Raw genomic sequence first — 12,346 nt, forward strand, 5'->3', positions numbered from 1 at the left:
AGATAGGGATGTTGGTAAAAACAACGCTTTTTGGTGTGTGTTACTTGTTCACTGCCCCTTTTTTGATGAATATCTGATTTATAACTGTGCCTAAAAAATATATATTCACCAAAAAGCGTTGTTATTGGGACAAAAGTATGTTTTGAGAAAAAAACGTGCAAATGTCATCGCTGTCATTTTTTTTTGTCTATCTTAGAGTTGCTGTAATCAACGTTATGAAGGATGTTGGAAAGACTAAAGGCTAGGGTAGAAGAGGAGTTTGGAGAAAAGATAACAACTGTAAAGCATTGTCAGATTTTATCCGAATCTATACGCGATAAATGTGGTGGTACTGTAAGCGAAACTACGCTTAGGCGTCAGTGGAACTTGCTATCAAAAACGTCAAAACCATCGCTTCATACATTAAATTTGCTATCCCAGTATGTCAATTATGAATCTTGGGATGATTTTCTTGCGAAAAATTCGAAAGTAGAAGCAAGCCGCGATGAAGTTTTTCAGTGGCATTTAGGTAAGCAAAATGCAGAGAAGTACTCTTTAGGTTCTGTTAACTATTTATTTAAAAGAGCAGGGATTGCCGCAGAGGATGTTATAAAACGCTACTTTGTGGACGATAGCATTGGTGCTCTGCTTGACTCTAACTTTAAGGCAACAGCATTAGTTGGACCTGGTGGATATGGGAAGTCTTTGGGAATGGCCTCGTGGGTATATCGCCATGTTAAAAAGCGGCGGTTTGAAGACAGTATCATATTTTTTATAAATGGTAGCCAGGTTGATGGCCTTTATAATTCGAGCGTTTCCATAGCGAGTTGGCTCTCAACTCAAGTCTTTCGTACAGGCGATAATGTATTTGCTAATAACGATTACCTCTCCAATCGCCAGTTTATCCTGATTGTTGATGCATTGGATGAAATTGATAGTACGCTTACAAAATCGAATACTTTCTTTAAAAAGCTGGTAGATTTTATCGGAACCTATGAGAATGTAAAGGTTGTCGTTTCTGCCCGAACTAGCGTATGGTCAAGAGAGTTGGTTTATGAAATTTTGGGACACGAAAGTTCGCACTCCCAGTGGATGGGGTTGATAACTAATCCGCTAAATGGTGATGCAACAAATCTACCTCCTTTGAATTACAAGGAAATTCAGGATGTTTTAGATAATCAGATCAATAAAAAAAATAGGAAAAAGAAGATTATTGTCGATCACTTAAATTTTGCGCTAAAGGAGACTGTTTCGCATCCGTACATGCTTAAAATATTTGTCTCTATCTATTCTGAAGAGATGCTCTTGCTGCAAAATTACAATGATTTGATTGATGAATTTGTAAGCCGAGAGATTGTAAATTCGAAGTGGGCTGCGGAAAAGTTGGATATCATAAACTTTATTCTTAAAAGCCAGGATTATGGTAAGCGGTTGCAGCCTGTAAAGAAGAACGACTTAAAGGATAAGTACCCCGTTCATTTACGGAAAAACGGGAACTATTTTGCCGCCTATGAGCATCTGCTCGCTTTTGGTATTTTGTCTGAGGAGACGGTCGAAAATCGATTTAAAAACATGGTGACTCAAGTCGATTTTTCGCACTCCAACCTTAGGGATTTGCTTATTATTAGGTACGTTGTAGAACGGAATAATGGTGTAGATTTCAACTTGTTCAAGATTGTTGATCAGGAATACTGTAATTCAGACTTAAAGGTTCGCATTGTCAATGGGCTGTATGCTTTAGCTTATTCAGAAAACAACTTCGATGCTTTAAAAGACTTTTACTCGCTACCTCCCTCTATTACTTTGGATAAGGATATTCTTAGAGCAAGCATTTTTCAGTTTAGATCGGATAGGCCAATTCAGAGCTTGCTGATTAAGGAGTATGGAAAATATACTGCTGCAAAAGAAAATCTTACGAATAACATTTTTGATTTTGATGGGCTAAATACATCGTTTAATAAAATGTTGGAGACGCTTCTTCCTTTGGCCAATACGCCGAATGAGCGGATTTACTGCTTAGCAGGACTGGCAATTTCCAACGCGCAGCTTCTTAAATACGACGACTTTTTAGGGTTATCTGCCGACTTATTTGATATTAAGGTTGACAAAACGATTGGCACTTATTCGTTAATTATCTACGGTATTTGGAAGATTTACTATGCATATATTCTGCATAATAAGGAGTACATCGCTTCTTTGCTCGATGATTTGCATCGGGTCGAAGAGTTTTACGTGGCTAGGTATGAAAATAAGACGTTGGCAAGAGTAAACTTCTACTTAGAAATTATACCACACCTACTTCTTTTTAAAGATTCGAGGCGTGCAAACTCTCTATTGCAGTCTTTTTCTGACATTTCCCTACCTAAAGTTATTGATGATCCTAAAACATTAATGGCAATTGATTTATACAAGAAGTTGTGTAACGAAGAAAATGGCGTATTAAAGGAACTAACTCCTTTCGAATCGTTTACTTTAGAGCGTCAGATCAACTCGTTGTCGTTGAACCAAAGTTATATTAATAGAATTTGTGCTTATGTTTTGCTGGCCTACAGCTGTTTAAGAATGAACGATCAGGAGAAGTTTATGTACTACTACAGAAATGCTCTTGAAATATCGGGAAACTGCAAGTACAAGTTGGCAGAGGTTGCTCTTCTTAAATATTTAGCGAAGATACTAGCCGAGGTTAATCTACACAAAGAAGCACAAAGCTTTAGAGACTACTCCGTAACGTTGGTAGAGCGTCATTTCGAAAATTTCTATGATTTGGTATAGGCTTAGTTTCTTGTTTTGTAGACTTTCTTGAGGTAGAGATAGTTCATCGGATTAGGTTCTAAGCCATGGATGTTAGTCTTTACAAATCGTACAGCTTTATCAAAGTATAGAGGAATACATGGCGTTTCGTTTGCTAAGATGGCGCTCATTTTTGCAAATGTTGCAGCTCTTGCTTCTGAAGTCTGCGTGAATGACAGTTCGTATAGCTTATCAAATTCCTGATTCTTGAAGCGTGTATAGTTTGGTCCATTAGGACTTTCGTTTTTTGAGTAGAATAGGGCCATGTAATTTTCTGGGTCGGGATAGTCCGCGATCCAAGATCCCCTGAAAAGAGGTAGCTTTCCTGATGCCATTTGCTGGCGGAATGAAGGTCCAGGAACAACATCAATTTCGATATTCAGCCCTAAAAGCGACAAATCGTGCTGTATGAACTCTATCAAATCGACATAATCCTCCGTTGTAGTTATTGTGATGGTCGAGATTCCTTTTCCATTGGGATGTCCAGCCTTTCTTAATAGTTCTGCAGCAAGAGTGGGGTTGTAGGCGTAGGGTTTCTCTGTATATCCTAGGCCGGGAATTGAGGTTGGGACAATGCCACTTTCTGCAGCAGTTGCAATATTCTTTCGAAGGTGCTTTAGCATTTTATGCCTATCAAAGCCAACTGCAATCGCTTTTCGAACAAGCGGGTTCATTAAAGGATGATTGGAGGCTAGGTTTTGAGTCACCCCTAGGTATTCGCTGTTTAGGTAGGGCGATTCAAGCATCTTTATCCTACTTTTATACTTGGGGTTTAACTTTCCTGAGTTGGTGATAATCTCGTCTTTGGTAGATTGGTTAACGCCAGAGATAAAGTCTAAACTTCCCCTTATGAACTCCATAAATTCAGAGTACTTATCGGTAATGAAGGATATGTTGATTGCATTTAAGTAAGGTAATCGTTTCCCATTACCATCAAATTCGAAGTAGTTGGGATTCTTTACCAGAACCAGCATTTCTCCTTCTCTCCACATTTTAAACTTGAAGGGGCCAGTCCCAACGGGGTGCTTGCGAAAATCATCCTTATAGATGCTGATAGCCTCGTGAGGCACAACGTATGCAACAGGCATTGCCAGCATTCCTAGGAAGTAGGGGGCTGGTTTGGTTAACTTAATCTGTAGTGTTGAGTCATTTAATGCGAAGAAACCGTTGCTGTAGAACGTAGTATCGATGCCGGAAAACACCCATCGGCTGGGGGAGGCAACTTTGTCGTCGAGCACACGATTAAAAGAGTACACAAAGTCTGCAGCAGTAACTCGCCTTCCTTTTCCGTTGGGAAAGGCTGGATCGTCGTGGAAGGTTACGTCTTTGCGGAGGTGAAAGGTGTAGATTAGCTTATCGGCGCTGGACTCCCACGATTTAGCAATGGCCGGTTCTACCGCGAGGCTGTCGTTAAGCTGCACAAGCCCGTTAAAAATTTGAACGGTAGGCCATATGGTTGGAAGGTTGGTGGCAAATGCTGGGTCGAGGGTGGCTATTCCTTTAGATTCGTTGAATCGGAGAACATCGTATAGCTCGCTCTTTTTGTTGGAGCAACTAAAAAGGCTAATAGCCAGCGCAAATAGGAGGAATTTCTTTATCACTTTGTAAGATTGCTGCTTTTGTAGCCAAAGATATTAAAAACGGCACGTTTGGCAGCCGCTTAACTGAAATAAAAACGCCCATCCATTGGACGGGCGTTTTGCTATAATCATCTTACAATAGTCTAACAGCAGTGCCGCTTACCGAAACCATAAGCATACTTTGTCCAATTGTTTCGTAGTCGATGTCAATTCCTACGACAGCATTGGCTCCTTTACGCTGTGCATCTTCAATTACTTCGCGAAGGGCGGTATCTTTGGCTTCTTTTAAAACCTCTTCGTACGAGGAGGATCGTCCGCCAACGATGTCCCTAATTCCTGCCATGAAGTCTCTGAAAATGTTGGCTCCAATCACGGTTTCGCCTGTTACAATGCCGAGGTATTCAACAATTTGACGTCCCTCGATGGTTGGGGTTGTGCTTACAATCATAGTTTTAGAATTGTATTTAGCGTAAAGTTAGCAAATCTTTTGGATGAATAGTAGCGATTCTGGTTATACGCTTGGCGTTTATTGGCTTCTATTTTTGAAGAAACCGCTTTAGGTGATTAACTTTGCGGTACTAAAAAGAGAGAAATTGATTTACCCTAACAATTTTGAGGATAAAGTTGGCTTCGACCGTATTCGTCAGCTAACCGAACGTTACTGCGCAACCGAATTGGCAAAAGATAAGCTCCGTTTATCGACCTTTTCGACCAGCTACGAGTGGATTATCCGTGAGGTTAATCTGGTGGAGGAGTTGCGGCAGATACTGATGATGGAGGAAGGATTTCCTCAGTCGGGATATGTAAATGTGGATAACCTTTTAAAGAAGCTCAATATCGTTGGCACGTTCCTCGATTCGGAGGAACTGGTGCTGCTTCGTAGCGCTTTGGAGGTTGTAAATGCAATTGTGTCATTCCTGAATAATACGGAAGAGGGCAAGTATCCTTACCTGCTAACCATGTCGGAAGGTATAACTAGCTTTCCGCAGGTTGTTGCCGATATCGATCGTATCATCGACCGGTTTGGCCGGGTAAAGGACAACGCTTCTCCGAAGCTCCAAGAAATTAGAAGGGAGATACATGCCAAGGAGTCTCAAATATCTCGGCGCATGGCAGCCATTCTTAAGCACGCGCAATCGGAAGGCTTTGTAGAGGACGATGTTCAGATATCCATACGCGAAGGACGCCCCGTGATTCCTGTAAGCGCCGCCAACAAGCGCAAGATTCGTGGCTTTGTGCACGACGAATCGGCTACGGGAAAAACTTTTTACGTGGAGCCTATCGAGGTGGTGGAGCTCAACAACGAAATTAAGGAGCTGCATTACGACGAGCGCCGCGAGGTGATTGCCATCTTAACGGCCTTTGCCGATAAGCTGCGTCCGATGCTTCCCGATTTAATGGGGGCTATAGATTACATGGCCACCGTAGATTTTATCAAGGCTAAGGCAAAGTTGGCCCTCGATATCGATGCGGTAAAGCCCATTTTGGTAGACTATCCAAACTTGAGCTGGCGAAACGCCAAGCACCCCATACTGACGTTAACCTTGCGCAAGGAAGGGAAAACGGTTGTCCCTTTAAATATCGAGCTAACCAAAGAAAACCACCTGCTGCTTATATCAGGGCCCAACGCTGGGGGTAAGTCGGTTTGCCTAACCACGGTGGGGTTGCTGCAGTACATGCTTCAGTGCGGCTTTCTGGTGCCTCTGTCCGAGATTTCTGAAATGGGAATTTTCGAAAGCCTATTTATCGACATTGGCGATGAGCAAAATTTGGAGAACGACCTAAGTACCTACAGCTCGCACCTTCTTAATATGAAGATGTTTTTGCGTGGGATCAGCGATAAGTCTATAATTTTAATTGACGAGTTTGGATCGGGAACAGAGCCTACAGTAGGAGGTGCCATTGCCGAATCGTTGCTCGGGCAGTTTGTTGAAAAGAAAACCTTTGGCGTTGTAACCACCCACTTCTCCAACTTAAAATACTATGCTGCCGAAACAAAGGGCATCGTAAACGGTGCGATGATGTTCGATGTGCATAAGATTCAACCGCTGTTTAAGCTCGAAATGGGAAAACCAGGCAGCTCGTTTGCCTTCGAGATTGCCCGTAAGATTGGCTTACCCGAAAGCGTGCTGGCTTCGGCTGCCGAAAAGGTGGGCGACGACTACGTGAATATGGAAAAGCAGCTGCGACAAATTGCTCGCGACCGTAACTACTGGGAGAGCAAGCGTGATAAAATTAAGCGCAACGAGAAGCGTTTAGAGGAGCTGGTTGAAAAGTACGAGAAGGATCTTTCTGAAATTAAGGATTTACGGAAGGATGTGGTGGATAAGGCGCGGCAGGAGGCTAAGGGCATCCTATCCGAAGCCAACAAGAGCATCGAGCGTACCATTCGCGAGATAAAGGAAAGCAACGCCGAAAAGGAGAAAACCCGTATTGCACGCCGCCAGTTTGAGGAGGCAAAGGAAAAGATAGAGGAGGATGCCTCGTCGGAGGATGAGCGTATTGCCCGAAAGATGGAGCAGCTTCGTTTACGGCAGGAGCGCAAGGGGAACAGGGCCGACTCAGCACCAAAGCCCGAGGCCAAGAAACCTCAAAAGCCGCTGGAACTTGGCGACAAGGTAAGGCTAAAAGGGCAGGACGCCGTTGGTGAAATTACCCAGCTTTCTGGAAAAACCGCAACGGTTGCCTTTGGGCATATCTACACCTCCGTTAAGATCGACAAGCTGGATAGAGCCTCGAACGCGGAGTTTCAGCAAAAGATCAGGGACGACCGTAAGGTTTCATCGGCTGTTGTAGAAATGGGAACCCGTCGTAACAACTTTAAGAGCAATGTCGACTTGCGCGGTATGCGTGCCGATGAAGCGCTGGAGATTGTTCGTGATTTGGTAGACGAGGCCATCATGCTCAGCATCTCCGACCTCAGAATTTTGCATGGTAAGGGGAGTGGCATTCTGAAGCAGCTCATTCGCGATTACCTAAAAACGGTTGATCTTGTAAAAACGATGGGCGACGAGCGCGAGGAGCTCGGTGGAGCAGGTATAACCATCGTAAAGTTGGATGTCTAGCTTGTTTTGTTTAGGGTAAAACCCTGTAAGGATCAGGATCGCGTTGCCTCTTTTTTCGGGTAACGGAGATATGTATAGCGAAATTGATTTAACGAAGAGATAGAAAAGGGCCCCACTCTAGCATTTCCTAGAATGGGGCCTTTCTTATTCTTTTCGCTTTACGGATGGTGCCGTTTGCTGCTGGATACATTCTCTGCCGTCCACTCTACTCTTTTCCGTAGTTCGGATTGGCGGTTTTGGCAGCTCTCTACCTCGCAAATAGGGCAGGCCTTAGCATGACAATCTTCGATATGAACGCTAAATTCTACCTGCTCGCCGTACTTTTCGAAGGCTAGGCACTCCAGCGCGTTGGCCTCGTAGTGCGCCTCCTTTACGGTAATGTACCAAGGTACAGTAAGGTGGCAGTCGATATGGTACACCGCGCCGTACTTTACTATGCGGAGGTTGTGCAGGTCTACCCACTGCCTGTGCCGATGCTGGTTAAGGTGCTCTACCAGCTCCTCTATGAGCTTCATATCTGCCTCGTCCATGATTCCGGCAAGCGCATGGCGAACAATTTTTATCCCTTGGTAAATAATTAGTAGCGCAAAGATGATGGCCGTTGTGGCATCGAGCCAAGCCAACCCTGTAAACTTTAAAATAACTAGCCCTACAATGATTCCTACGGTGGTGTAGGTGTCCGATTGAAGGTGCTTGCCGCTGGCAACCAGCGCTAACGAGCTATTTTTCTTCCCTCGCTTAACGGCAATGCTCCCAATTACGTAGTTTACGATAGCCGAAAAGAGTACGAGGTAAATTCCATAGTCGAGCTGGGCTAGGGGAGTTGGGTTAAAAAGCGCGTTTACCGACTTGTAAATAATGGCAACCCCTGCAATGGTAATGAGCGCTCCTTCTATCCCTGCCGAAATGAACTCCACCTTTCCGTGACCGTAGGGGTGGTTTCGGTCTTTGGGTAACGACGAAAGGTAAAGGCTGTAGAGGCCAACGAAGCCCCCAATCACATTTACGATACTCTCCATTGCATCTGTAAAGATGGCTATGGAGCCTGTGATGTACCAAGCAATAAACTTGATGACAAATAAGCTTACTGCAACTACGGCAATAAGTTTTTGATAGTTGTAGTTTTCCTTCGAGGTTGCCTGCATGCCTAGGGGGATTTTAGGCAAAGATAGGTTAACTGCTGTTATAGACAAAGAATTTAGCCCTTATCGAGAGGAATGATGCCGCTTGATAAGCACAAAATATTATAACTTTGCTCCGTTTTTTGATTTGGTATAAGGTTTGCAAAAGAGTTTTGGATTTTAATCATCATTCTTACCGTTGGTATACCTGAAATTTTTTAAGAAGAGCAACTGCTATGCTTGGTAAAAGGGCATAGCTACTAAACTATTATGGCAATGAACTACCGCATGCTAGTCCTAGATATGGACGATACCTTGCTTACAGACGATCATAAAATATCGGAACGAAATAGAGACTTACTGCTTAAGGCCCAGGAGAAGGGCGTTAAGGTGGTGCTTGCTTCGGGAAGGCCTACCCCTGCAATGGTTGGCTACGCCAAAGAACTGCAGCTCGATAGGTTTGGCTCGTACATCATCTCCTTTAACGGGGCTGTTATTACCGACATGTCGAACAACCAGCAGATATTTGAGCGCACGCTTACCACCGAAGAGGTGCACAGCCTGCACGATTTTAGCTTGATGCACAATGTTCACATTATCACCTACTCCAACAAGGGGATTATATCAGAGAGCGAGTCGGAGTTTATTAACATCGAAAAGAACCTAACAGGGCTGCCATTAAATCTGGTTCCTTCGTTTAAGGATGAGGTTAACGAGCCTACCGTTAAGTGTATTCTTCTTGACGATCCCGAGCGCCTGAAAGGGGTTGAGCGGGTTCTGAAATCGGAACGAAAAGACCTAAGCGTTGCTTTCTCAAAGCCGTTCTTTTTAGAGGTAATGCCTCAGGGAATTGATAAGGCCGCAAGTATAGAGGTGTTGGCAAAGAAGCTTAACATTGCGCAGGAACAAATTATTGCTGTGGGCAACGCCGGTAACGACCTCTCCATGATAGAGTATGCTGGCTTGGGTGTTTGGGTTGATAACGTAACGCCCGAACTTAGAGATAGGGCAGACTTTATTGTCGCCTCCAACATGAACGACGGCGTGGCCGAAGTGGTAGAACGGTTTTTATTAAATTAAGCACTCCATAATCTAAGCGCTGCTCTCTTCTACGAGCGGTGCTTTTTTATTTCTCCTCGCTTTTTTTGTTGATGAGTTTGCTAATGGCACCTATAAACCAGGTGTAGAAGTTGTCGTAGATGATGCCGCCAAGCAGGCAGATGAAAACTACCGTAATGGGCTTAAGCGGAATGTTTTCGCCCGTTAGTAGCATGGGGATGGAGTAGGATATTCCAAGAATAACCACGCCGATAATGGCGCCATGAGCGGTAATGAGCAGCAGGTTTGCAGTTTGGTTCAGCTTCTGCTTAGCCCGTATGGTGTCGTTAATAACTCGGCCAATGGCCCCCACAACGCCAAACGCCATTGCCGTAATAATAAAGCTAACACCTGTAGGGATATGCTGGGTGTAAGGAAAAACCTTAAGGATAAGACCGTACTGGCGTACCATTCGGTACAGCTCGTAGTTGTGGTAGGTGGTTCCCTTGTACTCCACCTCCTTTTTTTCGAGCTTAAGGGCGTTTTCGTACATCTGCTCGTTTTGGAGAATCACGTATCCGCCCGTTCCGAAGTAGAGCGCGGCAATAAAAATAAGGAAGAAGGCTGCTGTTTTCATTATTTATGGTGCTGTTTGTTGAGTGGATGCACTTTGGTGCTGGCTCGCACTATCAAAACAGCGCTTTTTTTCAGTTTGTTCGTTTGGAGGCTCAAAAAGTTGCAGGGCTGTCGTTGCCTACGGTATCTGCATGTAGGTAAGGTTGCTCAAAAATCCGTTGGCTTTGTAGAAATCGATAGTTTTCTGGTTCTCCGATGCAACGTAAAGCCCAATTTTGCAGCATCCATTCTGCTTTAACCAGCTTACGTGGCGGCTTAGCAGCTGCTTCCCGATTCCTTGTCCTCGTAAGGTTTCGAGAACATGAAGCGACACAACTTCACCCTCGCCGTTTTCGTACTCGGAGATGCAGTAGCCTACTACGGTATCGTTTTGCGCTGCTACGGTTATCTTATACTGCTTCTGCTTGCTGGCAAAAAGCGACTGCATGCGCGCTTCGAAGCTCAGGTTTAGGTACTGACTTTTGAAGTGTGGCTCCATTGCCGCGAGGTAATCGCGGTTCCTTATCCAAAGCTCTTTTATGATACTTACTTCGTTGGGTAGGATTTCTTTATAGGTAACCATGTCTTTTGTTTTAGGATTTATACTAAAGGTAGCGATTTTGTATAAATAAAATACCAGCACCCTGTTGGCAGAACGCTTTGAGGATGCTGGTACTTTGCTTACGACCTAATTTACTCGGTAAACAGCGATTCGTTGCTAATCGTCATAGGAATGGTCATCTCATTAGGTAGCTTCGCGCTGGCTTTTACCAACGCTTTTCCATTCATTGTTTGACTTGTTTGGGCTTGAATTGTCCAACCTGTATTTTTGTCAACCTTAAAAAGAGAAGCTACTTTTCCTTTTAAATCGTACTTTATAGGAAAACCGTTGATTAAGGTGTAATCGTTACTGGGTGAGGATTGAATGTCTGAATTACCCGCTATAATATAGTACTCCTTATTCGACTCTTTTAGCTCGTACTTGTTTTGCAATTCTGCTTTTATATTTGTTTGGAGCTCGCTTTTGTTAGTCCATTTGTCTCCAACCACAACCTCCTTTTCTGGAAATATGGCAGATAGCATCTCGATGTTTCCTTTAATGGAGTTTTCGCCAAACGATTGGGTGACTTGTGCCTTAATCTGCTCCTTTTGCTGGTCGGAAAGTTGGGGGAAGCTGTCGAAGATGTTGTTGTATAACGAATTTAAGTTTCGTACCTCCATAACTTTACCCTGTTGCGACAGCTTTATTTCAAATGGCTTATCCTTCATCTTGCTAAAGATAGAGGAAACAATGTCGTTAGGATTGTTTTTCTCCGAGCTAAATTCAAGTACTTGGGCTGGCGTGCTTATGCTCATCGCTAGGCTCGAAAATCGAACCTCCATGTTGTATTCGGAGTTAACAATGTCGAGCACCTTAAAGGTTGTTTTGGCCGACATGCTCATGTTTATAGCGTTAGGTTGCCCATTAATGGTTTGGTTAATCGCTATTTTCGATGTTTGATTTTGGGTGTAGGTTTCTCCCTTACGTAGCTTAAGTCCGAGCTTTTCCGCTTGACCATAGCAGAGGCTCGCGGCTACTGTTGCAAGAACAATGCAGCAAAATTTTTTCATGTAAAACTATTCTTATACGTCGATGGTTATTTTTCTAGATCGTTTTATCTAGCCTTTGTTTTTAGTTTACTTAGCAGCTGGCGCTATTTGCCTACTTTAATCCCTTCTTGTACTCCACTATTTTAAAGAAATCGGCTAGCTGCGCTGGGCAATCGATGCTTAGTATTAGCGGAATGAGCTTACCAATGGGCTTGCTAGCAGCAAAGGTATCCTTTATCGACTCTTCGATATCCAGCAGTGCAACTCCCTCCATGTTCCTCTCTGTAAAGTAGAAGGAGGTCTTTACGAATCCTTCCCATACCGAAAGCCAGAATACGGTCTTCTTCTTAAAGATAACCTTACAAAGCCACGCCTTACCATCCTTGTAGTAGTTCCACTCTGGAGTTAGCAGGTAGGTGTTGGTGGCGGTGCTCATCAGCTCTGCAAATGTGGGGTAGCATTCTCCTAGCACCTGTTCTAATACTTCGGGTGTTGGGACAATTTGCTCGTCGCGAAGTAGCATTGTTTCCATACTGATAGTAGCAAAAGGGTTGGTATGCTTATTAGT

At 43.8% G+C, this 12,346-nt stretch carries 10 protein-coding genes; 3 read left to right on the plus strand and 7 right to left on the minus strand.

Features of this window, described 5'->3' with window-relative positions:
* Positions 1–222: 222 nt before the first annotated feature.
* Positions 223–2,751 (plus strand): NACHT domain-containing protein, encoded by a 2,529-nt coding sequence (locus L990_RS05260; protein WP_047446247.1) that lies wholly within the window; start codon positions 223–225, stop codon positions 2,749–2,751.
* 2 nt (positions 2,752–2,753) lie between these two features.
* On the opposite strand, the gene L990_RS05265 is transcribed toward L990_RS05260, so the two are convergent.
* Together L990_RS05265 and L990_RS05270 are read right to left on the minus strand one after the other, a co-directional pair.
* Positions 2,754–4,370 carry an ABC transporter substrate-binding protein gene (locus tag L990_RS05265; protein WP_047446249.1) on the minus strand — a complete coding sequence of 539 codons (1,617 nt, stop codon included), beginning with the start codon at positions 4,368–4,370 and terminating at the stop codon, positions 2,754–2,756.
* A 112-nt stretch (positions 4,371–4,482) separates the two neighbouring features.
* Positions 4,483–4,797: a YbjQ family protein gene (locus L990_RS05270; protein ID WP_047446250.1), complete on the minus strand. Its 315-nt coding sequence runs from the start codon at positions 4,795–4,797 to the stop codon at positions 4,483–4,485.
* Positions 4,798–4,942: 145 nt separating this feature from the next.
* Here L990_RS05270 and L990_RS05275 point away from each other — a divergent pair, with 145 nt between their 5' ends.
* Positions 4,943–7,414, plus strand: coding sequence for an endonuclease MutS2 (locus L990_RS05275; RefSeq protein ID WP_047446364.1), 2,472 nt, complete (start codon positions 4,943–4,945; stop codon positions 7,412–7,414).
* Positions 7,415–7,572: 158 nt separating this feature from the next.
* Here L990_RS05275 and L990_RS05280 read toward each other — a convergent pair whose 3' ends face one another.
* A complete protein-coding gene (locus tag L990_RS05280; protein WP_047446251.1) occupies positions 7,573–8,559 on the minus strand; it encodes a cation diffusion facilitator family transporter in 987 nt (328 codons plus the stop codon).
* Positions 8,560–8,811: 252 nt separating this feature from the next.
* Between L990_RS05280 and L990_RS05285 the strand changes: the two genes are divergently transcribed.
* Positions 8,812–9,615, plus strand: coding sequence for a Cof-type HAD-IIB family hydrolase (locus L990_RS05285; RefSeq protein ID WP_047446366.1), 804 nt, complete (start codon positions 8,812–8,814; stop codon positions 9,613–9,615).
* A gap of 46 nt (positions 9,616–9,661) precedes the next feature.
* Here the strand turns inward: L990_RS05285 and L990_RS05290 are convergent, their stop codons facing one another.
* The 4 genes from L990_RS05290 to L990_RS05305 all read right to left on the minus strand — a co-directional run bounded on the left by L990_RS05290 (position 9,662) and on the right by L990_RS05305 (position 12,310).
* Complete coding sequence (locus L990_RS05290) at positions 9,662–10,210, minus strand: hypothetical protein (RefSeq protein WP_047446253.1); 549 nt, start codon at positions 10,208–10,210, stop codon at positions 9,662–9,664.
* 117 nt (positions 10,211–10,327) lie between these two features.
* Positions 10,328–10,771: a GNAT family N-acetyltransferase gene (locus tag L990_RS19115; protein WP_052180758.1), complete on the minus strand. Its 444-nt coding sequence runs from the start codon at positions 10,769–10,771 to the stop codon at positions 10,328–10,330.
* Positions 10,772–10,881: 110 nt separating this feature from the next.
* Positions 10,882–11,799 carry a DUF6263 family protein gene (locus tag L990_RS05300; RefSeq protein ID WP_047446254.1) on the minus strand — a complete coding sequence of 306 codons (918 nt, stop codon included), beginning with the start codon at positions 11,797–11,799 and terminating at the stop codon, positions 10,882–10,884.
* Positions 11,800–11,890: 91 nt separating this feature from the next.
* Positions 11,891–12,310: a DUF3788 family protein gene (locus tag L990_RS05305; protein ID WP_047446255.1), complete on the minus strand. Its 420-nt coding sequence runs from the start codon at positions 12,308–12,310 to the stop codon at positions 11,891–11,893.
* Positions 12,311–12,346 lie beyond the last annotated feature (36 nt).

This window comes from Alistipes sp. ZOR0009 (assembly GCF_000798815.1).
GTDB lineage: Bacteria > Bacteroidota > Bacteroidia > Bacteroidales > ZOR0009 > Acetobacteroides.